Source organism: Lewinellaceae bacterium, assembly GCA_020636135.1.
Lineage (GTDB): Bacteria > Bacteroidota > Bacteroidia > Chitinophagales > Saprospiraceae > JAGQXC01.
In genome coordinates this window covers 605,442-631,649 of record JACJYK010000002.1, presented here as the reverse complement: position 1 = coordinate 631,649, position 26,208 = coordinate 605,442, and the positions used below count along the sequence as shown (strand labels likewise).

Annotated in this window: 25 protein-coding genes; 19 read left to right on the top strand and 6 right to left on the bottom strand. The window is 50.1% G+C overall.

Features of this window, described 5'->3' with window-relative positions; genetic code table 11:
• The first annotated feature begins 1 nt into the window (after window position 1).
• On the top strand, window positions 2-1,318 hold the full coding sequence (gene creD / locus H6570_17700; protein MCB9321123.1) for a cell envelope integrity protein CreD: 1,317 nt from the start codon (window positions 2-4) through the stop codon (window positions 1,316-1,318).
• Window positions 1,319-1,409: 91 nt separating this feature from the next.
• On the opposite strand, the gene H6570_17695 is transcribed toward creD, so the two are convergent.
• Complete coding sequence (locus H6570_17695; protein ID MCB9321122.1) at window positions 1,410-2,708, bottom strand: MATE family efflux transporter; 1,299 nt, start codon at window positions 2,706-2,708, stop codon at window positions 1,410-1,412.
• Window positions 2,709-3,192: 484 nt separating this feature from the next.
• On the opposite strand from H6570_17695, the gene H6570_17690 reads away from it, so the two are divergent.
• Window positions 3,193-4,419, top strand: coding sequence for a hypothetical protein (locus tag H6570_17690; GenBank protein MCB9321121.1), 1,227 nt, complete (start codon window positions 3,193-3,195; stop codon window positions 4,417-4,419).
• Window positions 4,420-4,432: 13 nt separating this feature from the next.
• Here H6570_17690 and cls read toward each other — a convergent pair whose 3' ends face one another.
• On the bottom strand, window positions 4,433-5,881 hold the full coding sequence (gene cls, locus H6570_17685) for a cardiolipin synthase (GenBank protein ID MCB9321120.1): 1,449 nt from the start codon (window positions 5,879-5,881) through the stop codon (window positions 4,433-4,435).
• 253 nt (window positions 5,882-6,134) lie between these two features.
• Here cls and H6570_17680 point away from each other — a divergent pair, with 253 nt between their 5' ends.
• From H6570_17680 to H6570_17610, 15 genes are all read left to right on the top strand, one after another.
• Window positions 6,135-7,130, top strand: a complete 996-nt coding sequence (locus H6570_17680; GenBank protein MCB9321119.1) for a family 43 glycosylhydrolase — start codon at window positions 6,135-6,137, stop codon at window positions 7,128-7,130.
• On the top strand, window positions 7,130-8,035 hold the full coding sequence (locus H6570_17675) for a hypothetical protein (protein MCB9321118.1): 906 nt from the start codon (window positions 7,130-7,132) through the stop codon (window positions 8,033-8,035). Before H6570_17680 ends, H6570_17675 begins: the two co-directional genes overlap by 1 nt.
• Before the next feature lie 56 nt (window positions 8,036-8,091).
• A complete protein-coding gene (locus H6570_17670) occupies window positions 8,092-9,255 on the top strand; it encodes a TlpA family protein disulfide reductase (GenBank protein ID MCB9321117.1) in 1,164 nt (387 codons plus the stop codon).
• A 137-nt stretch (window positions 9,256-9,392) separates the two neighbouring features.
• The gene (locus H6570_17665; GenBank protein ID MCB9321116.1) at window positions 9,393-9,779 is read left to right on the top strand and encodes a hypothetical protein; all 387 of its coding nucleotides are present in this window, start codon (window positions 9,393-9,395) and stop codon (window positions 9,777-9,779) included.
• A gap of 33 nt (window positions 9,780-9,812) precedes the next feature.
• The gene (locus H6570_17660; GenBank protein ID MCB9321115.1) at window positions 9,813-10,199 is read left to right on the top strand and encodes an SRPBCC domain-containing protein; all 387 of its coding nucleotides are present in this window, start codon (window positions 9,813-9,815) and stop codon (window positions 10,197-10,199) included.
• A 110-nt stretch (window positions 10,200-10,309) separates the two neighbouring features.
• A complete protein-coding gene (locus tag H6570_17655; protein MCB9321114.1) occupies window positions 10,310-11,101 on the top strand; it encodes an aminotransferase class I and II in 792 nt (263 codons plus the stop codon).
• Window positions 11,079-11,462, top strand: a complete 384-nt coding sequence (locus H6570_17650; protein MCB9321113.1) for a DUF3037 domain-containing protein — start codon at window positions 11,079-11,081, stop codon at window positions 11,460-11,462. Before H6570_17655 ends, H6570_17650 begins: the two co-directional genes overlap by 23 nt.
• 83 nt (window positions 11,463-11,545) lie before the next feature.
• Complete coding sequence (locus tag H6570_17645) at window positions 11,546-12,322, top strand: hypothetical protein (protein MCB9321112.1); 777 nt, start codon at window positions 11,546-11,548, stop codon at window positions 12,320-12,322.
• Window positions 12,323-12,356: 34 nt separating this feature from the next.
• Complete coding sequence (locus tag H6570_17640; GenBank protein ID MCB9321111.1) at window positions 12,357-13,598, top strand: prolyl oligopeptidase family serine peptidase; 1,242 nt, start codon at window positions 12,357-12,359, stop codon at window positions 13,596-13,598.
• 102 nt (window positions 13,599-13,700) lie between these two features.
• Complete coding sequence (locus H6570_17635) at window positions 13,701-15,197, top strand: serine hydrolase (protein ID MCB9321110.1); 1,497 nt, start codon at window positions 13,701-13,703, stop codon at window positions 15,195-15,197.
• Window positions 15,198-15,299: 102 nt separating this feature from the next.
• Window positions 15,300-16,202 (top strand): ROK family protein, encoded by a 903-nt coding sequence (locus tag H6570_17630; protein MCB9321109.1) that lies wholly within the window; start codon window positions 15,300-15,302, stop codon window positions 16,200-16,202.
• 15 nt (window positions 16,203-16,217) lie between these two features.
• The gene (locus tag H6570_17625; GenBank protein ID MCB9321108.1) at window positions 16,218-16,850 is read left to right on the top strand and encodes an ABC transporter ATP-binding protein; all 633 of its coding nucleotides are present in this window, start codon (window positions 16,218-16,220) and stop codon (window positions 16,848-16,850) included.
• Window positions 16,847-18,109 carry an ABC transporter permease gene (locus H6570_17620; protein ID MCB9321107.1) on the top strand — a complete coding sequence of 421 codons (1,263 nt, stop codon included), beginning with the start codon at window positions 16,847-16,849 and terminating at the stop codon, window positions 18,107-18,109. Before H6570_17625 ends, H6570_17620 begins: the two co-directional genes overlap by 4 nt.
• Before the next feature lie 429 nt (window positions 18,110-18,538).
• The gene (locus tag H6570_17615) at window positions 18,539-18,994 is read left to right on the top strand and encodes a hypothetical protein (GenBank protein MCB9321106.1); all 456 of its coding nucleotides are present in this window, start codon (window positions 18,539-18,541) and stop codon (window positions 18,992-18,994) included.
• Window positions 18,995-19,050: 56 nt separating this feature from the next.
• Entirely contained in the window at window positions 19,051-19,230 is a 180-nt protein-coding gene (locus H6570_17610) for a hypothetical protein (GenBank protein ID MCB9321105.1), read from the top strand.
• Here H6570_17610 and H6570_17605 read toward each other — a convergent pair.
• From H6570_17605 to H6570_17595, 3 genes are all read right to left on the bottom strand, one after another.
• Complete coding sequence (locus tag H6570_17605; GenBank protein ID MCB9321104.1) at window positions 19,227-20,015, bottom strand: OmpA family protein; 789 nt, start codon at window positions 20,013-20,015, stop codon at window positions 19,227-19,229. The genes H6570_17610 and H6570_17605 overlap by 4 nt on opposite strands.
• 165 nt (window positions 20,016-20,180) lie before the next feature.
• Window positions 20,181-20,591 carry a GxxExxY protein gene (locus H6570_17600; GenBank protein MCB9321103.1) on the bottom strand — a complete coding sequence of 137 codons (411 nt, stop codon included), beginning with the start codon at window positions 20,589-20,591 and terminating at the stop codon, window positions 20,181-20,183.
• Between the two features lie 76 nt (window positions 20,592-20,667).
• Window positions 20,668-22,260, bottom strand: a complete 1,593-nt coding sequence (locus H6570_17595) for a mechanosensitive ion channel family protein (protein ID MCB9321102.1) — start codon at window positions 22,258-22,260, stop codon at window positions 20,668-20,670.
• A gap of 129 nt (window positions 22,261-22,389) precedes the next feature.
• Here H6570_17595 and xerD point away from each other — a divergent pair, with 129 nt between their 5' ends.
• Window positions 22,390-23,301, top strand: coding sequence for a site-specific tyrosine recombinase XerD (xerD, locus tag H6570_17590; GenBank protein ID MCB9321101.1), 912 nt, complete (start codon window positions 22,390-22,392; stop codon window positions 23,299-23,301).
• 39 nt (window positions 23,302-23,340) lie between these two features.
• Here the strand turns inward: xerD and H6570_17585 are convergent, their stop codons facing one another.
• Window positions 23,341-24,000 carry a hypothetical protein gene (locus H6570_17585; protein MCB9321100.1) on the bottom strand — a complete coding sequence of 220 codons (660 nt, stop codon included), beginning with the start codon at window positions 23,998-24,000 and terminating at the stop codon, window positions 23,341-23,343.
• A 206-nt stretch (window positions 24,001-24,206) separates the two neighbouring features.
• On the opposite strand from H6570_17585, the gene H6570_17580 reads away from it, so the two are divergent.
• Window positions 24,207-26,105 carry a T9SS type A sorting domain-containing protein gene (locus H6570_17580; protein ID MCB9321099.1) on the top strand — a complete coding sequence of 633 codons (1,899 nt, stop codon included), beginning with the start codon at window positions 24,207-24,209 and terminating at the stop codon, window positions 26,103-26,105.
• The last annotated feature ends 103 nt before the right edge of the window (window positions 26,106-26,208 follow it).

Sequence of the window (26,208 nt, the reverse complement as noted above, 5' to 3'; positions counted from 1 at the left end):
CATGGAAAACAAGAATCTTATCCCGGGCTCAATTATTGACTGGCTGAACCGTTCGGTCATGTTAAAGCTTGGCGTCATATTCATTTTGACCATACTCCTCATGCTTCCCCAGGTTCTCATCAAAGAACTCATCCGGGACCGGCAATCCTTAAATATGGGAGCCATCCAGGAGGTGAGTGATAAATGGGGTAGTGAACAGACGATTGGTGGCCCGATACTTACAATACCGGTTATCCTGAAAGATCTCACAGAGCCCAACATTTCACATACAGCTTATTACCATTTACTCCCCGATCAATTAACCATCCGGGGCAAACTTGATCCGCAGACCCTGCAACGGGGAATCTACCACATCATCGTCTACCAGAGCGACCAGGAACTCAGCGGCCAGTTCAATCTCCCCGGCCAGGTCGATCTGCCTCAGCTGCAGGAAGTCCTCTGGGACCAAGCATTCATCAGCATTGGTCTATCGGATCTGCGTGGCGTCCGGGACAATGTATCCCTGGACTGGAACAATACGACGATCGAAGCGGTACCCGGCAGCCGGATTACAGGACTGCTGCCTTCAGCCATTACCTTTCCTGTAAAACTGGATCCGTTGGCCGGGCAGTACACTTTCCGGACACAGATCAATTTCAACGGCAGCATTTCTTTACAATTCCTGCCAGTCGGCAAGAACACCGAGGTTATCTGGACCTCAGACTGGCAGGATCCTAAATTTACCGGTGCAACACTACCAGCGGAACGCAGCCTGGATGCTGGAGGCTTTACCGGTACCTGGAAAATACTGCAGATCAATCGCAATTACCCCCAATCCTGGCTGAACGATGAATACCACGAGGCGCTGCAGGCCTCAGCCTCCGGCGTGGAGCTCATCCAGTCACTGGATGAATACCAGAAATCCATGCGTTCCATCAAATATGGCCTACTTACGATCGTACTGACCTTTCTGGTATTTTTCCTGATCGAAGTCCGCTTCCGGCAGCGGATCCATCCCTTTCAGTATACGTTGGTAGGGTTGGCCCTGGTCCTTTATTACATTTTGCTGGTAAGCTTGTCCGAGCAGATTCCATTCAATTGGGCATACCTTATCTCCACGCTGGTGGTTGGCGCGATGATCTATCTTTATTCACGATCGGTATTTGAACAGCCCCGGCATGCTCTGGTGCTCCTGGGTATCCTGATGGCGGTGTACGGATTTGTATTTGTCGTCCTGCAACTTGCCGACTATGCCCTGGTGATGGGTAGCATCGGACTGACTGTTATCCTGGCCATCACCATGTATCAAACCCGCAATATCAGGTGGTATGAAAGTTAGTACCTGGTAGTCAGTAGCTAGTAGTCAGATTAATGTTGATTACTGATTACTGACTACCAACTACTGATTACTGATTACTGATTACTGATTACTATATACGAACACTCTTCCACCGGCCCCGCCGGAAAACGATGACGCACAATACCGCCAGAAAGCTTTCACTGACGGCTACCGAAGCAAAGATGCCGCTGGGTCCGAATCCCCAGGTGATCCCGACGATATAAGCCAGCGGAATTTGCATGAACCAAAAGCAAATCAGGTTCAGGACGGTGGGCGTAAACGTATCTCCGGCACCATTAAATGCCTGGCTGATGACCATGCCATAGGCAAAAAACAAATACCCGGCACAGATGATCCGCAAACTCAATATGCCGTTTTCCACCACCACCGGATCCGGATTAAAGAGCAGCATGATGGGCCTGGCACACAGGAAATAGATGATCGACACCCCCAGCATGAACAGCATGGTGTAATGTGCGGTCTTCCAGACGCTGCGTTCGGCCCGGTCCGGCTGATTAGCCCCTAGATTCTGACCTACCAGCGTTGCCGCAGCATTGGCCATACCCCAGGCCGGGAGCAGGGTGAATATCAGGACCCGGATGGCAATGGTATATCCAGCTACCACCTCTTCACCAAAGAAGCCAATGATGCGCATCAGAAAAATCCAGCTTGAGGACCCGATGATGAACTGTCCCATGCCGCCGATACTGACCCGGAACAACCGCAGGATCACCGACCAGAGTATTTTCAGATGCCGGCCGGCAATGCGGATGATGTCTTTACCCCAGAACAAATGATACAGCTGAAAAATCACGCCGGTGCCCCTGCCAATACTGGTCGCCAGGGCAGCTCCCGAAACACCCATCTCCGGGAAAGGGCCCCATCCGAAGATCAGGCAAGGATCCAGGATCAGATTGAGTCCATTGGATATCCAGAGGGTGCGCATTGCAATGGCAGCATTACCCGCTCCCCGAAAGATGCCATTCAGCAGGAAAATGAGCAGGATGACAATATTGGACCCAAACAAGATCTTGGTGTACCAGCGACCTTCCTGTATCAGGGATTCACTGCCACCCATAGCGCGCAAAATCTCATCGGCATAAAAATACCCTGGGATCCCAAGCAGCAACGAAAGTGAGATGCCGATCCACATGGCCTGGGCAGCCGCAGACGAAGCACCTTCCCGATCCTGTTCTCCAATACGCCGGGAGACCATGGCCGTAGCGCCCATACTTAGCCCCCAGGCGATGGAATACACCAGTGTCAGTACGGATTCGGTGAACCCCACCGTGGCAACCGCATTGACTCCTACTTTGGAAACAAAAAAGACGTCAACCACCGCGAACAAAGACTCCATGGACATCTCCAGGATCATGGGCACGGCCAGCATAAAGATGGCCCGGTTAAGGCTCCCGGTGACAAACTCCGTCTCTTCGCCACGGATGGCTATCCATAAATTGTTGATAAATTTTTTCAAAACGAAAGGATTGCAAATGACAGAATGAAATGAGCGAAAGCTCCAGATGAGGAATCTGTGCTTTAAGGACTACCCGCAGGAAGTCACGGATTTAGGCGATGATATTCATATTCGTAAGCTTGAATCCTTTCGGAAGACAAGTATACAACGATTTCGGGATAGAAAATGTGGCCTGCACCAATAATTTGTTTTTGCGTAGTAACGATTTAATGGCCCCAAATGGCAGCGGCAACACCAAATTCTTTCCGCTACCATTTATGGCGATTGTAAAAATGACTTCTCCGGTTCGCATTTAACCCGGACTGAAGCCAGCAATATTTTAATCCTCCTCTGATCCTTAAACTCTTCATCCCCTCATCCCGTTGTACCTTTAATCCATGACTACATCAATTACCTTATGAACATCCGGTTATTTTTTCTATTCATCGTTGTAACCGCCTTAAGTTGTCACACCCGATACCTGGTACGCCCGGCTAATGCCGATGATCTGAAATACTCCGGAAAAGTGGAGATCCGCTCCACCAACAGCATACCCTGCTACAACAGTGAAGCCTACATACCCGGTCCCCATGACCTGGATCTGCGGCCTATCCGGCTGGTAAAAGTCAACATCCATTTTATGCAGAATCCGGATAGTACCGAAAACTATGCCGGGGCGGCGGCCATCCAATACGCTCACGATCTGGTCGATGCTATCAATCGGGATCTCACAACCAATGCGCCCATGAATCTCCCCGCAGGCAATCAAACTCCGGTGTTGCCTACCGGCTACCGTATCGAACTCGACCCTGACCATCCCAACATCTTTGAACACCCGGACCGCGACCTCTATTTTTATGTCCACCGTGGTGCCAACGCCAATCTCTACAGCAAAGAGGTGACCCGCAAATATGCCGTGCATTCCGACTCGGTGATCAATATTTTTCTGATGCCCCATCATCCGGACAGCCTCCGGTCTGAAACCTACATGAACGGTCCTACGGGGATCACGCTGGGCAACAGCATCAAGGTTGCCGGCCTGTACGAGAGCGGCAATCCGGCCTATTACTTCAGTGGGGTCACCAATCATGAGATCGGTCACGCACTGGGCCTCAGTCACGCCTGGCAAGGTGACGCCTGTGACGACACGCCCAATCATCCAAACTGCTGGGAAAATACCGGGACACCTCCCTGTGACGGCCCCATATCGAACAACCTGATGGACTACAATCCATTCCAGAAGGCCATCACACCGTGTCAGTTAGGGATCGTCCACCGCAATCTGAGCAGGATCAGCTCCACCCGGAGAAAACTGCTGGTACCCAATTGGTGTGCGCTGGATACTTCGCGCAACCTGACCATTACGGATACCGTCATCTGGGATCATGAACAGGATGTGACCGGTAATATCACCATCCAGCCCGGTGGCTACCTGGACATTCGCTGCCGTACCGGAATGGCCAAAGGAGCGACGATCAGCATTCTGCCCGGCGCCATCCTCTACATGGATGGTGGTTACCTGCACAACAGCTGCGGAGAGCAGTGGCAGGGCATCCGGATCCTCACCGACAAGAAAGGCAATGCCGGACAGATCCTCACCACAGACGAAGGATTATTGCAGGACATGGTCTGGAAGATGGAATGACAATCCCGTTACATCACATCAGTGGACTTAATATTTTACCGAATTTATACTTCAGTTTGTCCAGTTTTGACAGGTGCTTATAATACGTCAGGACCATCTCCGTGGCTTCTTCACAGGACCTGAAAAACTCTTCTTTGACCTTGTGGGCAAATTCCCGGTCATAAACGAGCACGTTGATCTCGTAATTCTGATACAAACTTCGTATGTCCAGATTGGCGGTGCCGATTGAGGCCATAACATCGTCCACCAGGATGACCTTGCCATGCAGGAAACGAGGCCGGTATTGCATAACCTTCACGCCCACGCTTAGCAATTCTTCCAGGTAACTGCGCATAGCCCACCTGACCAGAAGGCTATCCGATTTGGATGGCAACAGGATGCGTACCTCCACGCCTCCCCGCACTGCTATTTCAAGCGCTTTGATGATCACCGAATCCGGAATGACGTAAGGGTTGATGATGTAAATGTATCGCTGGGCATGATTGATCATAGCCAGGATCTGGTTCAGGACGGATGGGATGGCACTGTCCGGCCCGGAGGCGATAACCTGGGCTATTTTGCCCACGGTCGACGGGTCATGATCCAGGAAGTTTTCTTCCGTCAGGACGTCTTCCTTTCCGGAACAATAGTACCAATCAACTGAAAATACCGTATTTAAGCTCCAGACGCCGGGTCCGGAGATCTCTAAATGGTGGTCATGCCATACCCCCAGTTCGTCCTGCTCCCGGAGGTATTTATCCGAGACATTGATGCCACCAGTAAATCCGGTTTTACCATCCACCACGACAATTTTACGGTGGTTGCGGTAGTTGATCTGCCAGCGCATAACCCGGTTTACATACAACGGGAAGAAACACTCGGTCTCGATCCCATGATGGTTCAAACGTTCCAGGTAGTCCCGGCTCAGCCGTATACTTCCCACCCCATCGTAAAGCAATCGTACCTTAACGCCGCTTTCAGCCTTACGGATCAGAATCTCCGCAAACCGGTCCGCCAGTTCGCCTTCTTCAAAAATGTAATATTGGATGTGGATAAAATGCTCGGCTGATTCCAGGGCCTGAAAGATCGCCTGAAAGGTGGCTTCACCGTCCACCAGCATTTCTATGTCGTTATTCTTACTGGCCCGGAATGCACCGCTGTTCAGGTTGATCTGTTCTACATTCCGAAGTTGTCGCTCGGTATTGATTATTTCGCCATCACCTGATTTCAATAACTCCTGCAGATAGCGGTCCGCCCGGAGCAGGTACCGTTTGGCCCGGCGTCTCTTCTGAAAGTTGATAAAGCCATACTGCTTCCGGTTCACCCCGAAGGTAAAATACAGCAGGGGCCCGATGATTGGCATAAAAATAAGTACCAGGAGCCATGCCAGGGTTTTTGTGGGCCGCTCGCCGGTCATGATCAGGTTTATACTCAGTAAAGCGATGAGTATAAAATAAATGGTCGACCAGAGGCGAAAGTCCATCAACAGCAAATTTCATATCCAAGATAAGTCAATCCTCAGATTACGGTGACCTGACTTTCATGTCGCAAACGCCATCTATTATGTACTCCCTTTTAACAGCAAGACAAGAGAACCGAAAAAAACGGATTCAAACGATGATTATGTCCGGCTATTATTCATCCATTCCTTCATTACGCTCATCTAAATTGCTCCTCCTCACCCCAATGGTGTAATCACTGCCTTATTTGGGGTAAATTGCCTGAAACGACTGTTTGTGGTTACGAAAGCCCTGTACTTTTTATTTTTTGCAGCCCTTTGGATACAATGTTCCTGTCAGGTATCCTCTGACCGGCTTACCAATCCAATCCTGGCGTCCGGCGCCGACCCCTGGATCATCCAGCAGGACCAATGGTTTCATTATTGTTATTCCCGGGGAGACCGGATCTGCCTTAAGTCCGTCCGGAAGCTCTCTGAACTGCCAGAGGCAGCCGAACGCGTATTGTGGCTGGCTCCGCAGGGGACCGGATATTCCAAGGAGATCTGGGCTCCGGAGTTGCATTACATCGACAGCCGGTGGTTTGTTTATTTCGCCGCCGATGACGGAGAAAATGCCCATCACCGCATGCATGTACTCTCATCAGAGGGTGAAAACATCTCCTCGGAATTTCAATATACCGGCCAAATCACCGACCCCACGGATAAATGGGCTATCGACGGAACTGTATTATCCCTCCGGGGCGACATGTATTTTATCTGGTCGGGATGGGAAGGAGACCACAACGGTCAGCAAAATCTGTATCTGGCACACATGGACGGTCCAGCCGCGATCAGCTCTGAAAGAGTTCTGATCTCGTCGCCGGAATTCGAATGGGAAAAACGCGGTTCAAGCCCTGAATTACCAACCATCAATGAAGGCCCCGAAGTTTTAATAAAAGAGGAGCAGGTCTACATCATTTATTCGGCCAGCGGGAGCTGGTCGGACGATTATTGTCTGGGGCTGCTGGAATATACCGGCGGCGATCCGATGATACCGGAATCGTGGAAGAAGCGGGATCAGCCGGTCTTCCGGGGAACGGAAAAGATCATCAGTCCGGGGCACTGTTCATTCCTGCACATAGAGGGACAGGATTACATCGTATACCATCACGCCAAACACCCGGGTGCCGGATGGAAACGCGAGGTAAGCATCCAGCCATTCTCCTGGGATGAAAAAGGGCCCGTTTTCGGACAACCGATGCCCAATGGTTCAGAAGTTCTAATCCGGTATTGATGGCGCAGGGATCCGTCAACGATATTGCATCCTTTAATCGTTTGCTCACTGGCCTGACCCTTGCATTCCTGCTGACTGTCGTCCAGTCAGCCTGCAATAACAAACTTCTTACCTCTGATCCGTCTGTCTTCCCAGGATTACAGATTCCTCCACGGAATCCAGCTGCAGAGGGAGGCGCCGCTTTTATGGCACGAATTGCGGATCTGGACCTCTCCGACCGGGAAGCAGCGATCTCCGCAGCCCTGGCAGCAGGAAATATGCCTTTCTTTCTCCGCCAGCTGGTAACCCTCACGGTAGAGGTACCTGATGCCCATGGGTCGATACACCATCTTGAATACCAGGTGATGCCGGATTACCTGGCCGTGGGCAGCGATACGGACTATTGCCGGATCCCGATGAACCCGCATACCGCCCAGCGGCTGGCTACCCTGTTCCATGCCTCACTGATCACCGCGCAAATCAGTGATCAGATCTATGCGAACGCAACCATCCGGCTGGCACCCTTTTTCTATGCACCCGTGGGTCGTGAAAACGAATCCGTAGCAAAATTTATCGCACATAATACGCACATTCAAATGCAAAAGGACAGCGTTGGCGGACAGGATGGCCCATTAATAGCCGGTATCAAAAAAGACGTCATCTTATCCAACCGTATAGCCGGACACCCGGACAAGGTGGTGATCTATGGCTGGCATAAGCCCGATGGGTTGCCTATCCAGCCGGTATACAGCGGACATGCAGACTGGTATGTCGATTACAGCCACGGCGTACGCCTGATGAACAACTATGTGCTGGTGGACGGCAAACCGGCCCTGTTGACCGATCTGTTGCAGGATCCGGTGCAGTTCAAGTTGGTCAGCGACGAAATTTCGTCAATGAAACAGGCATGGTACACCCGTCAATAGACAACGCGTACTTATTCCCTGGATACCATTAACTTTGCCCAGCATTAGCATACATCATGAAACACCTCCGTTACATCCTGCTGCCTGGCATCGTTCTATTCTATCAATGCAGCCAGGCTCCTTTGTCCGGCACCCTTGAAATGGACGCGGACTGGTCTCCGACCCTGTACCTTATCCACCCCGGCAGTTTTGATGCCATTGGCACCAGTTTTATGGGGAACGTGGTTGACTCAGCTGTGGTAGGAAACGATGGCCATTTTGCATTTCAATCCATACCGGAAAACACCGGTCCGCAGCTGTATGAATTAGCGATTCAGAAGAAAGGGGAACACTTCCCTACCCAGCTGGAACAGGATGACCCGGTGACTGCTAATTACCTGCCAATCGTTTACGAGCAGGGGGATCATATAGCACTGACCGCCAAAGCCGGGAATCTTCAGCAAACCGCACAGCTCCCGAAAACTTCACCGGCTAACAAAGCCATCCTGGAACTGCGCGATATCCGGATGAATGCCTGGGAACAGCACATGAGCGGTACAGCCGATCACACCGAAGATGCTCTCCTTGCCAAAGAGAAAGCCTTTAACGATTATCGTCAGGCACTGATGGATTTTGCCGGCCGAACGGATCAACTGTTACCGGCCCTGACGGCCATACGCTGGGCCAGCCCCACCGGCGATTACGAGCGCATCCCGGAATTTATCGTCTCCCAATGTGAGAAATGGCAGGCCATTGATCCCGGTCATCCTCTGGTCCAGCAACTATGCGCCAAGGCCAGCCGGGAGCAACTTCCTGTCCTGGTAGGTGATGTCATACCGGATTACCTGCTGCCTATGCTGTCAGGTGATACTACCTCCTTACACAGTCTGCTGACCGGTAAGCTCAATATCCTGGATTTATGGGCTTCCTGGTGCATTCCCTGCCGGCATGAGAACCGGGAAGTCCTGGCGCCCCTCTGGCAGCAATACAAGGACAAAGGCTTACAGATCATCGGATATGGGCTGGAAACAGAAGACAAAACCTGGAAGAATGCCATCGATAAGGATCAGGCCACCTGGGTCCAGTCATCCCATCTCCAGGGTGATGAGGCACCACTGTTCGAAGCTTTGCGTATCCAGACCATACCGTCCAATTTTCTCATCGACAATCAGGGCAAGGTCATTGCGAAAAACGTGCATGGAGCGGATTTACGGAAGTTTGTGGAAAGCTATTTGAAATAGAAGCTTGCCCGGATTACCTGCTCATTTTTACTTGAAATACCCATAAATTCGAAATTCTCGATAAATTAAATCGCATCATTGTCCCATTTTAATCAATCCATGCGATTTCCTATCGGAACGTATTCATCATTGGCCCTATGAACAAATTAAAAACGACCGTATTACCCATCCTGCTTGCGACCATCTGGATCTCCATCTCGGAATTTATACGCAATGAATACCTGCTCAAATCTTACTGGACCGGTCATTACCAAAACCTGGGTTTGACTTTTCCATCCGAACCCATCAATGGTGCCATCTGGGGAATCTGGTCCCTGGTATTCGCAGTCGTTATTTTTATTTTGTCCCGCAAGTTTAACCTGTGGGAAACCACCATCATAGCCTGGATCGCCGGTTTTGTGATGATGTGGCTGGTCACCGGAAATATGGCCGTTTTGCCTTATGGTATTTTACCCTACGCTATACCGCTGAGTCTGTTGGAGGCATTTTTAGCCGCCTGGATCATCAGCAAACTGAAAACCTGAAATTCGTTTGATCAAAACTGACATCATTGCCTTATGGAAATGACCCTTAAAACGGTTCTTGCTGCTACTCCGGAAGCCATCTACAACACCTGGCTGTCCAGTAAAGGCCACTGTGCGATGACCGGTAGTGACGCAGAAATTTCGGACGAAGAAGGTGCCTCTTTCACCGCCTGGGACGGATACATTTCCGGGACCAATATCCTGCTGGAGCCTTATTGGCATATTCTCCAGTCCTGGCGCACCACAGATTTTTCCGATGAGGAGCCCGATTCACGACTGGAAATTCTATTGCAGGAAACGGAAGGCGGAACCGAGCTTACACTGATTCACACATTACTGCCCCAACATGGAGAGCAATACCGTCAAGGTTGGATCGATTACTACTTTGAACCCATGGAATTGTATTTCTCCTCTCTATAGCTATCACCCGGAATAACCAATTGGCAAGAATCATGATGCTACTTCAATCCGGCCATCCATTCTGATTGCTGCCCGTTCATTTTTTCCAAAAACCCATTACCTTGTCAATCATGAAGGTTATTGACTTAAGAACCGTCAATGTGGTCCGTTATGTCACCCCGCTGCGTGAAGGCGGCTCGCTCCCTGCGTTGGTAGAGGCCGATGACGATTTCCTTTATGTCATGAAGTTTCGCGGGGCAGGACAGGGGCCTAAAGCACTGATTGCGGAACTGATCGGCGGAGAATTGGCCCGAGCCTGCGGCCTCCTGGTTCCGGAGCTGGTATTTATGAACCTGGACGAATCATTCGCACGCTCGGAACCAGACGAAGAGATCCAGGACCTGTTGCGCAACAGCATCGGCTTAAACCTGGGCTTGCATTACCTGTCGGGATCGATCATGTACGACCCGCTGGCATCACCGGTTGATGCCTTGACCGCTTCGAAGGTGGTGATGATGGACAGCCTGATCACCAACATTGACCGTACGTATAAGAATCCTAACCTGCTGAGCTGGCATAAGGAACTCTGGCTCATCGATCAAGGCGCCAGTCTTTACTTCCACTACAACATGGACGACTGGAGGGCCCACGCCGGCAAGCCATTCGGACAGGTAAAGGATCACGTCTTGCTGGCCCGGGCATCCCAGCTGGAAGAGGCCACCAGTCAGCTAAAAGGGTTACTCACACCGGAAAAAATAGCTGATATTACAGGGACCATACCGGATATTTGGCTGGATGATGGATCCGGAGGTCCGACTCCCGACGAACGGCGCGCCATTTATTCGGAATACCTGAACATCCGTCTTTCAATCATTGATTCACTCCTAAATCAAGCGCAGGATGCCCGGAAAGGTGGTTTATGAATATGCATTTATCCGCTATGTGCCGAAGGTGGAGCGGGAAGAGTTCATCAATATCGGTGTCATCCTGTATTGCAAACCCAAGCGATACCTGGCCGTACGTTATCACCTCGACGAAAAAAGAATGCTGGCATTTCATCCGGAGGCAGACCTGGCCGTGATCCGTGATTACCTGGAGACCTGGGATTGTATAGCTCTGGGGAATACCCGCTGTGGCCCCATCGCACTGCAGGATGTCCCCAGCCGTTTCCGCTGGCTGACCGCTACGCGCAGTACCATCATCCAGCCCTCAAAAGTTCATCCCGGGTTATGCGATGATCCTTCACAAATCCTGGATGAGTTATTCAGCCATTACGTGCTGTAAACTTTGGTCCAGCCCTCCCATTTTCATTCGCAGAAAAGCCGAACAAGTGAAATTCCTTTTTATTTTGGGTTAAAATAACCCCAATGAGAAAGATTACTTTATTTATTCTTTTCGGAATAATCTGCTCATCACTTCAGGTCCACAGTCAGAATAACACCGTTCCGGGTTTTAAACTGGTCTGGCAAAAAGCAAGCGCCGAGACCGGAGCCATTGCCAATAAATTGTATTACAGCGAGGTATTCACCCATGTGGTCAATGGTTTGAATGCCATGTTTGCGCTGCCCCAGGACGTCTACATCGTGTTCACTTCGAGTGATGAAGGAGCCTATTACAGTTCGGAAACGGGGTATCCCGTCGTGACCATTCCTTATGAAACTGCTGCCGATGACCGCGAAATACTGGATGCCGGCGGTTACGGAGATTCGGATGAAGAACTGGATGAAATCCTTTACGAAGAACTGGAATTTACCTTGTACCACGAGGTGGGTCATGCTTTAATCGAAGTTTTACAACTACCAACGGTGGGTAGACAGGAAGATGTTGTCGACGAATTTGCTTTGTACGTGTGCATGCGTTTGGGGTACACCAATACCATCTATTCAGCTGCATTGATGTATGATGCCTTCTCTTATGATCGGGATGACGCCATTGAGGATAATGATTTGATGGACGGTCATTCCCTGGATCTTCAGCGTAAGTACCGGCTTCTATGCCTGCTTTATGGTAGCGATGCAGAAAACAATGGCTACTTGCTGGATGAAATGGATCTCGACGAAGAACAAATGGATACCTGTGTCTATGATTTTGAAGACCTGATGAAGAACTGGTACCGCATCCTTTACCGGTATTTGCGGCAATAATATTAACTTAAAGCTCTCGTCAACCTTAAGTCTTATGGCTCCAAGAAATTTCCTGTACCTTTTTTTTATTGTTTGCATCCATTGGTCAGCCTCCGCTCAGCCGGTCAGAGAGATCAACATCGGCCACATGGACAGCATCTATTCCAACATTCTGAACGAGCCGCGCCGAATATGGGTCCATGTGCCGGGAGACTCACAATCTGATATCTATGAACCTTCGACCTACCCGGTCATTTATTTACTGGATGGGGACGCTCATTTCTCCTCAGTGGTTGGGATGGTGGAACAATTGAGTTCCGTGAATGGGAATTCCATTTGTCCCAAAATGATCGTAGTCGGCATTCCAAATACCGACCGCACCCGGGATCTGACTCCTACGAAAGGCAGTGCAGACCATCCATTTGTCGACAGCACCATGGCGGCACATTCCGGAGGCGGTGAGGCTTTTATGGATTTTATGGAGAAGGAATTAATCCCCTATATTGAAAGCCACTACCCTACTGCACCTTTCCGGATGTTGATCGGCCACAGCTTTGGAGGACTCACAGCGATCAATACATTATTTGAGCGGCCAGATCTATTCAAGGCCTACCTGGCCCTGGATCCTTCCATGTGGTGGGACAACCAACAATTACTCCATGAAATCCAGCAGGCAGGAAATAAGCCCGGCTATCAGAACCGTTGGTTATATCTTGGCATAGCGAATACGATGGATCACCAAAAAGATACCTTGGTCGGGCTGCGGGACACCACGGTTGCTACCGAACACATTCGCAACATCATCTACCTTAACCGGTTTTACGATCACCTGCAGATCAGTCCATTCAAATACGACAGTAAATTTTATCCGGATGATGACCACGGCTCAGTGCCTCTGATCGCTACGTATGATGCCCTGCGGTTTTTCTTTAAATCCTATCCGGTGACGATTTCATTCGAGGATTTCATGGATCCGGACCTGGATCTGGCAGCGAAAATACAAAAGCACTATGAACAGGTTTCGGTAGATTTCGGCTATGAAATAAAACCCGATGAGAGTCTGATCAATTCGATCGGGTACCAATTTTTAGCCATGAAGCAAATGGGAAAAGCTGAAAAGTTTTTCCTCCTGAATACCGTTAATCATCCAAAGAGCTTTAATGCATTCGACTCTCTTGGAGATTGTTATCTGCAGATGGAGAAAAAAGAAAAGGCAATGGAGAGCTTTCAAAAATCCATAGCATTAAATCCGGACTCCTATTCCAAAGAAAAATTAAAAGCGCTGAAAGGCAATTAACAGCGCAGTCAGCCGAAAATATCTGGTCTAATTATTCCTCATATCCTGCTATTTTTTGAAAAAATGGTGCCCTGACACAGCTATCTTTCGTAATCTGGATCTATGTTGAATAAATCGATTTTCCGGTTCTCTATCGCCATATTCCTGCTTGGGGCAAACTGCTCAAATCAGGCTGGACAATCAGATTCTGACCCTGTCCAAAAATCCCTAACCTACCAGCCCTGGGAATCGACCCAACAACCGGCAGGGTCCGCTGCGTACCTGGGCCTGGGTCCATATGCCAAATGCCTGTGTACGGCGGTATTTGTCTCCGGCCGGAAGCCGGAAGAGTTTGTGGCCAATAACGATGGTATCATCCTGGAAAAATCCTGGGTAGATCAGGTCACCTGGTTCATCGATTATGATCTGCATGAGGTAACGGCTTTCCTGGGGGACACCGTACATCGCACGGCCACCTTTACCGGCGATCAGGGTTGTATCCTGGATGTAGTGAAAGGCATGCATTTTACGCCCGTCCCGGTCGTCTCCTCCCTGCCTCCGGCCGACTCGATGGACTGGCCGATGGGTGACCGGACGTCTGTCCTCTCTGCGGCCTATGACATGAACCGGATGGCACAGGTCGCCAATGCTGCCTTTGATCCTGCTGCTCATACGGCTGCATTTTTAGTCATCCATCACGGGCAGATCATCCTGGAGCGCTACGCCGATGGCATTGGCAAGGATACACAACTGGAGTCCTGGTCCATGGGCAAGAGCATCACTGGCACGCTGATAGGCCGACTGATCCGGGAAGGAAAATTATCACTTGACGAGACCGCTCCCATCCCGGAATGGCAACGGCCGGGCGATCCGCGGGGAGCCATCACCATCCGCAACCTGATGCAGATGAGCAGTGGCCTGCGTTTCCCCTCATTCGGCCGTACCCGGGATCGTTCGGTGGCCGGATCAACCAGCTACGACGGTGACCTGCCGATGGCTCAGCTTACACATGTTTATCCCTATACCGGCTCAGTCGACGTATTTGATTTTGCCGTTAACCGGCCACTGGAATTTGCTCCCGGCAGCAAAGGCGCCGGCCAATACCGCAATTGCGACCCGCTGACACTGGGTTACATCATCCGCATGACCGTGGAAGCGGAGGGACGCAACTACTGGACATGGCCACAGGAAGATTTATTTGATTCGATCGGCATCCGCAAACAGTTGCTTGAGACCGACCGCTGGGGTAATTTCATCATGACCGGCTATGACTTTGGCACGGCCCGTAACTGGGGGCGGCTGGCCATGCTCTATCTGCAGGATGGTGTCTGGAATGGAAAACGCCTGCTTCCCGAAGGGTTTACGGATTTTGTCTCTACGCCAGCACCAGCCTGGGTCGACCCGGTGTACGGTGGTATGTTCTGGTTGAACACGGATGGAAAATTCAAACTGCCCGGAGATGCATATGCCATGATGGGAGGTGGCGGTCAAAATGTGATCATCGCACCGTCCCTTGACCTGGTTGTGGTAAGGATGGGGCATAGCAAAGGAGCGAAATTTGCTTCCAGGGCCCTCAATGAAGCCCTGACCCTTCTGGTTCCTGCTCTGCCTCAGGACTGAACCGCCAGGAACTTTCTCTGCAAGATTGGCTCCGGAGCGGGAACTTCTGCTGAAACCTTTTTACATTTATGGAATTCACATCATCACCTGAAACAGAAGTGCATGGAACCACTATGGGGCATTGACCTGGGCGGAACAAAAATAGAAGGGGTCATCATCGCATCGCGCAAGAGTCCTACCGAACTTACCCGGCTCAGGGTACCAACCGAACAGGAAGGAGGCTACGATCACATCATCAGCCAGATCGGGAAGCTGATCCAGCAAATGAAAAAAGAGAGCGGATTGAACCCGGCCTACATCGGTATGGGTACGCCCGGCGTGCTGGAACCTTCTACGCAAACCATGAAAAACTGTAATACGACCAGTCTATTGGGCAAACCCTTAAGAAAAGATCTGGAAGAACGTTTGGGTATCACTTTCCGGATGGCTAACGATGCCAATTGTTTTGCAGTTGCCGAGACCAATCTGGGGGTCGTCAAAGATGTGCTGCCCGATGCAGATGTAGTCTTTGGCATCATCATGGGTACCGGCGTTGGCGGCGGCCTGGTTGTGGACGGCAAAGCGATCTATGGCAAACAAGGTATTGCCGGTGAATGGGGACACAATTATCTCGATGAATCGGGCGGCCTCTGCTATTGTGGCAAAGTCGGCTGTGTCGAAACAGTACTATCCGGACCTGGACTCGAGCGTTATTATGCATCCCAATCCGGAGAAAAAAGAAAACTGAAAGAGATCATCAACCGGGCCAGGGAAGCATCGGACCCATATGCCGTAGCTACAATGGACCGGCTGATCCACTTCTTTGGCAAAGGTGTCGCCTACCTCGTCAATATTATTGATCCCGATGCCATCGTCCTGGGTGGCGGTTTGGGCAACATCGATGAATTGTACACCCGCGGGGTAAAAGAAGTCGAAAAGCATGTCTTCAACCATCGCCTGGAGACACTCTTTCTGCGGCCCAAACTGGGTGACAGCGCCGGCGTCTTCGGAGCTGCTTTACTTTAATTGTACCTTACACGGATGTTGACAGCAACCGGATTACGATTCGCATACAAACCCGGGCAGGACCTGACTTTCCCGGATATTGTGGCATCCAACCGCGAAAAAGTCCTGATCCTGGGCCAGTCCGGCTGTGGTAAAACCACCTTGCTGCATATACTGGCCGGTATCCTGTCTCCGGATCAGGGAACTGTAAGCTTGCTGAATAAAAATGTATACCAGCTCTCCGGTCATCAGCGGGACGCATTCCGGGGTAAACACATCGGTATCATCTTTCAGCAGTCCCACTTCATCCGGTCATTACGGGTGGAAGAAAATTTAGTGCTGGCCCAAAACCTGGCCGGTTTGCCAACCGACAAAAAACGGATACATGAGATCTTGCAGCGACTGCAGCTGGACCACAAAGCACACAAACGAACCCAGGAACTCAGTGTCGGCGAACAACAACGGATCGCGATAGCCCGGGCTCTCGTCAACCGGCCCAGTCTGATCCTGGCAGACGAGCCTACTTCTGCACTCGATGATCGAAATACTGAACAGGTCATCCAGCTCCTTGAACACCAGGCAGATGCAGAAAATGCAGCCCTGATTCTGGTCACCCATGACAAGCGCCTCAAGGATTATTTTGCGAACCACATCAACCTGAGCGCATGAAGCTGATCACGCTAAGCTGGAAGAACATCATCCACCGCCCGCTCAGCCTGGCGCTTACGCTGGTCCTTTTTGCATTGGGTGTGGGATTGATTGCCTTTCTGTTTGTGGTTAATAAGCAGATCGAAGATAAATTTGAAAAGAACCTGGCGGGTATCGACATCGTCCTGGGAGCCAAAGGCAGCCCCCTGCAATTGGTCCTGTGCAATATGTACCACATCGATGCTCCCACAGGAAATATTCCCATCCAGTCTATCCGTGCCTTTTTTAACACCGAACATCCACTGATCAAAGATGCCACCCCCTTGTCGATAGGTGACAGTTATAAAGGATTTCGCATTGTAGGTACCACCCGGTCATTCGTTGACTTGTATGCCTTGCATATTGCCGATGGTGGCTGGTGGGAAAATGATTTTGACGTCACCATCGGGCCCGAGGTTGCCCGGCGCCTGGATCTGCATATTGGCGACCAGTTTCAAAGCACCCATGGCTTGCTGCAGGATGAGAATCTGACGCATGAAGAGAGCCATGCATTCCGGGTCACCGGCATCCTGGCTCCTTCCGGTACGGTAGCTGACCAGCTGATACTCACCAACACCCAGAGCATCTGGGCGGTCCATGAACACGAGTCCACGGAGGAAGCGCACCACGAAGTAGCTCCGGTTGACGCGGGCACACCACACTACACCAATGCCTCGTTGCTGGAACATCCGGACCAGGAGATCACCAGCCTCCTGATCCGGTTTAAAGCACGGAATTACCAGGCATTGAATATGGCGCGGAACATCAATGAAAATACCGACTTGCAGGCTGCCACCCCGGCCATCGAGATCAACCGATTGTTTTCGCTGATGGGTGTCGGAATGGATGCTCTGAAGACCCTGGGATGGCTGATAGCTATCGTATCGGGATTAAGTATTTTCATTTCATTATATGGCTCCCTGAAAGACCGGAAATACGAATTGGCACTGATGCGGGTGCAGGGTGCTTCACCAGGCAAGTTATTTTCGATGATTATATTGGAAGGCCTGCTGCTCGCATTTGTTGGGTATCTGCTGGGCATCCTTTTGGCGCATACTGCAATGTATTTTCTCACCGATTATCTGGAAAAGGCTTACCGTTATCCGTTTAATCCATGGCAGTGGGTCAGGGAAGAGGGATGGCTGGCGCTGGGTGCCCTGGTCATCGGACTATTTGCCGCGTTAATTCCCGCCTGGCAGGCTTACCGGACCGAATTGTCCAGGACATTGGCGGAAGGCTGATAATTGGTTGGATTACCACCTTCAAGGCATATCACACAACATCTTCTATAATCTGCCGTGCCTACAGCACTCATGTACTTTTCATAATACTTTTCAGCGGATTAAAATCCGCTGCTACAACATGTATCGAGCCGATGGCTCTTGGGGCTGAATACTACATAAAACGAAGCTTAATCCGGATGAAGTACATTGTGAATTACCCTGAACCCACTACTATTTGATGGAAGGGCCATGGGCTCAGTTAGATTTTGTAGGCGTGGATTTCAATCCACCACATCCGGGATAACCCAGGAAATAGAGCGTGCCGAAGGTACGATACATTTCAATATCTCCTTTTTATGGTATCGTGCGATGAGCACTCAGGATTTCAGGTGAGAGCCCAGCATGGATTGAACTATCCAATCCATTTTTATATTTGTAAGAGAGAAAATGAAATCAATGAAAATTATCGGTTGGCTATTTTTAGCGGGATGTCTGATGACCGCAGCGGTAAATGCACAGGCACAGGATGCTGCCAATGTATGGAAGACCCTGGCGAAGATCACTTTTAAGAAAGAGTATGATGACCTGCTGGGCTTCAAAGTGGACCGCCCGGTATTCAGTGAAGACATCCAGAAGCTCAACGGTGAGGAGGTGACGGTCACGGGGTACATCATCCCGGTAGAAGGGTATAAAAGCCATACCGAATTCATTTTTTCCGCCTACCCTTACAACATGTGTTTTTTTTGCGGAGGTGCCGGCCCGGAGTCGGTCATGGAAGTGCTTGCCAAGGAGCCCATCAAATATTCTGCAGAAGCCGTTACCATCCGCGGCAAGCTGGAGCTTAACTCCGATGATGTCAACCGGCTGATGTACGCACTCTCCGATGTGGTATTGGTCAAATGAAACCATAAATTCGAGACTCTCTGACCTGGCCATACGTTAAATGCATAAAAAACAGTATGATGCAGGTTAGATGCGGCCAAAAGCGGCTTTATTTTACCAGCGAGCGCAGCGCGATTCCTACTCATTTTGACAAACCTGAGAATCTGACCGATATCCTCCGGGAGTTCCGTCAACCGGCGCATGGGACCGGTCGTATCTATTGCATCGACCTTGAGCAGGTCCTTCGTTTGAATTAGTCAGCCAGCTGCGGAGATTCCAGCAGTTTGAAGTACTGATCCAGACGCGGCATGATCACGATCTCGGTCCGGCGGTTTTCCGCGCGGCCATCAGCCGTGCTGTTGTCTGCTTTGGGGATGTATTCGGATCTTCCGGATGCCGTGAGCCGGTCGGGAGCCACGTAATAATTGAGCTGCAGTGACCGGACCACCGAAGTAGCCCGCATGGCACTGAGATCCCAGTTGTCCTGCAGGCATTCATTGTGCATAGGGACGTTGTCGGTATGCCCTTCGACCATGATCTGCAGATCGTCGTGTTCATTGATCACGGCTGCCAGTTTACCAAGGATATTTTTTGCCTGACTACCTAAAGTAAAGCTTCCCGAGCGGAACAACATCTTATCCGAAATGGAGACGTGGACCATACCTCCCCGCACTTCGATTTGCAGGTCATCATCCGAGATGTCCGCCAGGGAACGCCGGAGGTTCATCACCAGCACCAGGTTCAGCGAATCTTTCTGCTGAATCTTGTTGGTCAGATTTTCGATGAAGGAATATTGCTTGTTGATGTTTTCGAGGGACTGCTGGATCGATTCGGCGCCCGCTTTATTGATCACGCTGAGGTCAGCCAAACGGTCCAGGAGAGAGGCATTTGTCGCCTGTATGGTCTGCAATTGCCGGTCCAGTTGTTCGGCCTGCTGGTTCTTCAAAGCAAGCTCGCGTTCGAGATCACTGATTTTCTTTTTATTGCATGCCGGCAGCAAAGCGACGACCACCGCCAGCAGAAGGAAGGAATATTTGTTCATGGTCAACGAATTGAAGTTCTTGGTTAGAACTGTTCGGGAAGACGTTTTAGTATATACCTGAACAGGAACCACAATCGTGTAGAATTATTAAACACTAAGATTAGGAGGACATGAAGACCACTAAGTTATGAGATAAAGGGGGCTCCTTTGTAATTAGCCTTAGAATCAATCAGGTAACATATTAAAATATTCATTGACCAAAGGAACCAGGCTTTTGGTTATATTTTCACTAAAGAAATTGATCAACAATCCTTTTGGTTTTTGGGTCAGTTTCATATACGATAATAATTGGGCTGAATAAATCGGATGTAAGATTTCTACGGCTTTTAGTTCTACAATGATTGCACTATTAACTAACAAATCAAGCCTAAGCGGATTTGATAATTTCATTCTCTTATAGTGAATAGGAACTGCTACTTCTGATTCAACCAGAAAACCTTTTTCCATTAATTCATATTGCATACATTGATGATAAACCACTTCAAGTAATCCAGGACCGAGCTGTTTATGAACTTCAATCGCACAACCAACAATTTCATAACTTAACTGATTGATATGGGACTTGGTAAGGATCATTTCTTTAAAATACATTGAATATTTAAGACAATGGTTAAAATACTTAGTGCCCTTAGTGTACTACATTTCTTAGTGTTTAATCCCCATTATCCCCAGTCTTTATCCCGGCCCGCCATTGTACCAGCCAGGCTTCCTTGGCCTGCATCAGGTCTTCTTTGGACTGATTGTGGACGGGCGTTTTGGATAGCTGGCCCGGCATGTCTTCGATGTAGATGGTTGATGAGGGGAAGGCAAAACGGACGCCAATGGATTCGGCGAGGTGCATGATTGCCAGCAGGACTTCTTCCCGGATGGCCAGCTCTTCGGCGTAGATAGCCGTCTCTATGTAAGCGCGGAAGAGAATGTTGATGGATGAAGTATCAAATTGATACAGGTGTACATAATTGGGTTCGTCCGCTAATTTGGGATGGGTGGTGACAATGTCGCGCATCCCAGCCACAAAGGCTTCGATGTATCTGGGCGGTGTATCGTAGGTGACCCCTACCTGCATTTGTAACATGCGCCTGGGGCGGATACCCATGTTGTTGATGCTCAAATTTGCAATGTTCCCATTGGGTACGGTGATCAGGGAGGTATCGACCGTGCGTATCCGGGTAGAGCGGAATCCGACTTCTTCAATGGTACCCGTTTTGCCGTCGATTTCGACAAAGTCTCCGATCTGGAATGGGTGATCCATAAAGATCATCAGTGACCCCAGGAAGTTTTTGACGGTATCCTGGGCGGCGAGTGCAAGTGCCAGACCACCAATGGATATTCCAGCGATGAGGGCTGTAACATTGACATCCAGCTGGTTCAAGATGTAAATTGCAGCTACCAAAACCAGGATGATCTTGATGATCCGGTCGATGATCGGGATGAACTGGTCATCCAGTTTACTGGTGGTCTGGGTGGCGGCATCCCGCAGGTGTCGTATAATAACATCAAAAATACGCCATACCAAAACTGCCAGCATAAAGCTACCGGCGATGCGCAGGGCCGCAATGACAAACTTGGAGGCTTCTACCGGTAATTTCAGTACGGGAACAAACCAGTCGATCAGGGACAAGGTCACCAGCCAACTGATGATCCGGGCTATCTGCCAGGTGTGCTTATCGCTGATCTTCCACTTGCTGATGATGTCACGAAAACCTGTGTGGAGCAATAACTTAAACAGGCGGCTGAGGAGCCAGTAACATAATCCAGACGCCACCAGGATCAATAATATCCCGAAATATTGCCACAGGTACAGCCCTAAGAAACTGGCCGATGACTTGTATGGGAATAATTTAACCAGAAAGTCTGTCCCGAACGGAAAGGTTTTTTTCATCAGGGATGGTAAGGCATCCAGGGTAGCCGGTGAATACACCCATCCGTTATTTTCCTTCACCAGATAAATCTGCGGCAGCTCACCGGGGAAGAGTGTATAGGTACTCTGTCCGGTCAGGCTGTCGGTATAATTAGGATTCTGTGAGATCTTGTTCAGCTGTACAAAAAGTCCTTTGGCATCCAGGATACTCTTGATCTGTAAGGCTTTGGTGACAGCTGTTGTACTGTCCAGGTCAGCAGGAAAAGCGATGCGTGTCTGGGCCGGCTCGTACGAGTCCCGCTGCAAGAAATACAAATGGGTCAGGATCGTATGGTAAGGGCTTTCATTCGAAGGGCGCACCTGCTGATAGGTCTGCGCCAACATACTTGTTGATATACAAATTATAATGCATAATAAATAACCTTTATATAATCTGTATATTTGCATGGTTCGGTTTTTTCGGTGTAGGCCGGCAGGCCGGCATAGTCAGACCACAAAGATAGTAATTCGACTATGGATTGGAACAGCGCACTGCTGGGATTCAAAGCTTACCTGCGATTGGAGCGGTCGCTTTCAGTCCACAGTATCGCCGCATATTTGCGCGATGTCCGCAAGCTGGGCAATTATGCCACGACACAAAATCCGCCCGTCGGTCCGGTGCAAATGCAACCCCATCAGTTCGAAGCTTTCATCATTGAAGAGGGCAGTCAGGGGTTGAGCCGTCGCTCTCAGGCGCGACTGATCTCAGGTATCCGGGCATTTTACAAATACCTGATGATGGAAGACGCACTGGATGTTGACCCGACTGAACTGCTGGAAGGCCCTAAGCTCAGCCGTAAGATCCCGGATGTACTTTCGGTGAATGAAATCAACCGCATCCTCAACAGCATCGACATTTCCACTTCACACGGCATGCGCAACCGGGCTATGCTGGAGACCCTGTATGCCAGCGGATTGCGCGTCAGTGAGCTGGTCAACCTACGTCTCTCCAATCTGTTTCCGGAGGTTCGTTTTGTAAAAGTGATCGGCAAAAACAATAAGGAGCGTATCGTGCCCATTGGCAGCGATGCCTTAAAATACATCCAGGACTATCTGATCCACTACCGCCAGCACGGGCCGGTAAAAAAGGGTTGTGAGGATATTGTCTTTCTCAACCGGCGCGGCGGCAAGCTCAGCCGGGAGATGGTCTTTATGATCATCAAGGATACGGTGATGGACGCGGGTATCAGTAAATCTGTCAGTCCGCACACCTTTCGACATTCTTTCGCCACCCATCTTGTAGAAGGGGGAGCAGACCTGCGTGCCGTCCAGGACATGCTGGGACATGAGTCCATCACGACTACTGAGATCTATACCCACTTAGACCGTGAATTTTTGCGGGAGACCCTCGTCAAATATCATCCCCGGTTCCGTCACCAGGGTTAAGCGTACCTGCCTGAATCCGCGTGTAAAACTCAGCACTTGTTATTTACCGTTCATCCTTTTACGTGCCTGACTGATCACCTTTTCCACCCGTTTCTTTTTGGTAACAGATTCCATCCCAGGCAGCCGTATGGCGAGTACCTGGATGAACTCCTGGTAATCTGCTTTCTGCAGGACCGGCATGCATCGTTCGGCATACATGGGCAGCTGATTTTCCGGAGCAGCCGTTAATTGTTCCAGGATAAGCGCCATCGCATCCTGATGAAATTTCTCAATACCTGCCAATACGATCAATATCATCACTGCCTGATCACGTGTGATCACCGATCCCTGGCCGGCTGCGACCAGAATGGCCGGCAGATTAGCATAGATCATCTCAGGATTGTCCGGCGTCAGGGTGCGCAATGCGGTCATGGCTCCCCATTGCAGCCGGTTGTTCTTCTCAGACAGGATTTCCAGGAATAATGAAAGGTGTGGCTGAAGCAGATGAGGTTTGAGCTCACCTATTTCGTAAAGCACTTTGATGGCATCACTCCTGATATCAGCCTTCTTGTGGTGCAGTAATTGCGCCAGCCTCTCTATCGCAATGGCATCTTCAGCAGCCGCCAACTGCCGGGCCAGCGCAATATTAGGTGCTTCATCACGTCTGCCCTGGCCGAAAGCCAGCAAATCAATCAACTGATCCGGGTTCAATGCACTCATATATACAATTTTAATCAAGCCTGAGCTTTGTGACCAATATTACCGTTGAGCGATGATTTTGAACATTCTGGTAACAAATCAAAGAATCGAAATGTATTAAAATCTCCAATTCAATTACATTTATGGCGCCAAACTGGGAACGAAGGCATTTCTAAATGGAAAGGATCCAATCGATCCTTCCTGGTTTTAATGTACAATGTAATTCTATGAACCGAATTCTACACGTTTCTATACTATCACTGTTTTTATTACCCTTCATGAGTGCTCAAAACACCAACCGGTCTATCGACGGATCGTACAACAATCCGAAACACCGGGATTGGGGATCGGTAGGATCACAACTTAATATCCAGGTACCTCTGGCTTATGGGGATGGCATCTCGACACCTTCCGGTGATGACCGCCCAAATCCAAGGATGATCAGCAATGCGCTCTTTTCCCAGACCGGTGATATCAATGATACGCGCAACCTTTCCGCCTTCAACTGGGGATGGGGACAATTTATCGATCACGACATAACCCTGGTTAAGGATGTTCACGACGAAGTCCTGCCCATCGCCATTCCGGCCTTCGACAAGTGGTTCGACCCCAATGGCACCGGTCAGATGTCTATTTCCATCAAGAGGTCGGCTTTTGATCCTGCCACGGGCACCAGCATCGATAATCCCCGGGTACCGGTCAATGCCATCACAGCTTACATCGATGGTTCAGGGGTCTATGGATCCGACGAGCACCGGGCCAAGTGGCTCCGGACCTACTTAAAGGGAAAACTGAGGACTTCGGCGGGGAACCTGTTACCTTACAACACGAAAAATGGCGAAATCGACGGAGGTGAAACCTATATAGCTCCCGCCATGGATATGCCATTTCCTGGTGTCAATACCTACTTTGTAGCGGGCGACCCCCGGGCCAATGAAAATCCATTCCTCTCCTCCATCCATACTCTTTTTGTCCGTGAGCACAACCGTCAGTGCGACGAGTTGGCAGCAAAACATCCTGACTGGAATGATGAACAGCTGTATCAGTATGCCCGTAAAATGGTCAGCGGCATCATACAGGCCATCGTATACGAAGAATGGCTCCCAACGCTGGGCATGCAGGTCACTCCCTACACCGGATATAAAGAAGACGTAAACCCACAGATCATGAATGTCTTCTCTGCTGCTGCCTTCCGCTACGGACACACCACCATCAATAAGACGTTGGTGCGGATGAATGATGATTTCGAATACATCCCCGAAGGCAATATCGAACTCCGGGATGCTTTCTTTAATCCCAGCGCCATCAACCAGCAGGTTGGTATCGAGTCTTATTTCTCGGGAATGTCCACCGTGGTACAGCAACACCTGGATTGCAAGGTCATCGATGACCTGCGCAACTTCCTGTTTGGACCTCCGGGAGCCGGTGGCCTGGACCTGGTATCCATTAACCTTGAACGTGGTCGCGATCGTGGATTACCGGACTTTAACAGCGTTCGTGCTGCATTCGGAATGTCGACCTATGCTTCCTTTGAACAGATCACCACCGACGCATCCATGGTGCAGAGCATGAAAGAAATGTATGGAGACATCAGCAAACTGGATCCCTGGGTAGGTATGCTGGCCGAAGATCACATGACCGACGCCATGTTTGGCCCTACCGCCATGTACATCATCAAGCAGCAGTTTATGGATCTGCGTGATGGTGACCGTTTTTACTATGAGAACGATCCGGTCCTTAGTGTGGATGAGAAAGCGGCCATCAAATCGACCCGTCTTTCTGAAGTCATCCGTCGGAACACAGACCTGCAGCACATCCCCTATGAAGTCTTTAGAGTCGAACAGTCCACGACAGCCACCCAACCGGATGCGCTGGTACAGAACAGCCTTGAGTTGTTCCCGAACCCGGCCAGCAGTCAGATCCAGGTACGTATCCCGGAAGCCGTCCAGGGACCCGTGGTCCTGATGGTGACCGACTTGCAGGGCAGACAGCACCTGCAGCAACAAGTCCAGAATCATGACAATGTGTTGCGGTTGGATCTTCCAGCCAGTATGGCACCCGGATTTTATGTCATCAATGTCCAGGGCAACCAATATGCGGCCCAGGCCAAGTTTATAAAAAGATAACCGGGTATCACCATACCCCCCGTGATGCCAAGGCCAGTAGGAAAACTTTTTCTACTGGCTTTTTTTATTTGCGATCAACCAATGAATGCGAAAACTTGATGAT

What these genes read in the sequence shown, in the direction of transcription:
- creD (MCB9321123.1), top strand. Translation starts at nt 2, where the DNA reads ATGGAAAACAAGAATCTTATCCCGGGCTCAATTATTGACTGGCTGAAC.
- H6570_17695 (MCB9321122.1), bottom strand. Translation starts at nt 2,708, where the DNA reads ATGCTGGCCGTGCCCATGATCCTGGAGATGTCCATGGAGTCTTTGTTC.
- H6570_17690 (MCB9321121.1), top strand. Translation starts at nt 3,193, where the DNA reads ATGAACATCCGGTTATTTTTTCTATTCATCGTTGTAACCGCCTTAAGT.
- cls (MCB9321120.1), bottom strand. Translation starts at nt 5,881, where the DNA reads ATGGACTTTCGCCTCTGGTCGACCATTTATTTTATACTCATCGCTTTA.
- H6570_17675 (MCB9321118.1), top strand. Translation starts at nt 7,130, where the DNA reads ATGGCGCAGGGATCCGTCAACGATATTGCATCCTTTAATCGTTTGCTC.
- H6570_17670 (MCB9321117.1), top strand. Translation starts at nt 8,092, where the DNA reads ATGAAACACCTCCGTTACATCCTGCTGCCTGGCATCGTTCTATTCTAT.
- H6570_17665 (MCB9321116.1), top strand. Translation starts at nt 9,393, where the DNA reads ATGAACAAATTAAAAACGACCGTATTACCCATCCTGCTTGCGACCATC.
- H6570_17660 (MCB9321115.1), top strand. Translation starts at nt 9,813, where the DNA reads ATGGAAATGACCCTTAAAACGGTTCTTGCTGCTACTCCGGAAGCCATC.
- H6570_17655 (MCB9321114.1), top strand. Translation starts at nt 10,310, where the DNA reads ATGAAGGTTATTGACTTAAGAACCGTCAATGTGGTCCGTTATGTCACC.
- H6570_17650 (MCB9321113.1), top strand. Translation starts at nt 11,079, where the DNA reads ATGCCCGGAAAGGTGGTTTATGAATATGCATTTATCCGCTATGTGCCG.
- H6570_17645 (MCB9321112.1), top strand. Translation starts at nt 11,546, where the DNA reads ATGAGAAAGATTACTTTATTTATTCTTTTCGGAATAATCTGCTCATCA.
- H6570_17640 (MCB9321111.1), top strand. Translation starts at nt 12,357, where the DNA reads ATGGCTCCAAGAAATTTCCTGTACCTTTTTTTTATTGTTTGCATCCAT.
- H6570_17635 (MCB9321110.1), top strand. Translation starts at nt 13,701, where the DNA reads ATGTTGAATAAATCGATTTTCCGGTTCTCTATCGCCATATTCCTGCTT.
- H6570_17630 (MCB9321109.1), top strand. Translation starts at nt 15,300, where the DNA reads ATGGAACCACTATGGGGCATTGACCTGGGCGGAACAAAAATAGAAGGG.
- H6570_17625 (MCB9321108.1), top strand. Translation starts at nt 16,218, where the DNA reads ATGTTGACAGCAACCGGATTACGATTCGCATACAAACCCGGGCAGGAC.
- H6570_17620 (MCB9321107.1), top strand. Translation starts at nt 16,847, where the DNA reads ATGAAGCTGATCACGCTAAGCTGGAAGAACATCATCCACCGCCCGCTC.
- H6570_17615 (MCB9321106.1), top strand. Translation starts at nt 18,539, where the DNA reads ATGAAATCAATGAAAATTATCGGTTGGCTATTTTTAGCGGGATGTCTG.
- H6570_17610 (MCB9321105.1), top strand. Translation starts at nt 19,051, where the DNA reads ATGATGCAGGTTAGATGCGGCCAAAAGCGGCTTTATTTTACCAGCGAG.
- H6570_17605 (MCB9321104.1), bottom strand. Translation starts at nt 20,015, where the DNA reads ATGAACAAATATTCCTTCCTTCTGCTGGCGGTGGTCGTCGCTTTGCTG.
- H6570_17600 (MCB9321103.1), bottom strand. Translation starts at nt 20,591, where the DNA reads ATGATCCTTACCAAGTCCCATATCAATCAGTTAAGTTATGAAATTGTT.
- H6570_17595 (MCB9321102.1), bottom strand. Translation starts at nt 22,260, where the DNA reads ATGTTGGCGCAGACCTATCAGCAGGTGCGCCCTTCGAATGAAAGCCCT.
- xerD (MCB9321101.1), top strand. Translation starts at nt 22,390, where the DNA reads ATGGATTGGAACAGCGCACTGCTGGGATTCAAAGCTTACCTGCGATTG.
- H6570_17585 (MCB9321100.1), bottom strand. Translation starts at nt 24,000, where the DNA reads ATGAGTGCATTGAACCCGGATCAGTTGATTGATTTGCTGGCTTTCGGC.
- H6570_17580 (MCB9321099.1), top strand. Translation starts at nt 24,207, where the DNA reads ATGAACCGAATTCTACACGTTTCTATACTATCACTGTTTTTATTACCC.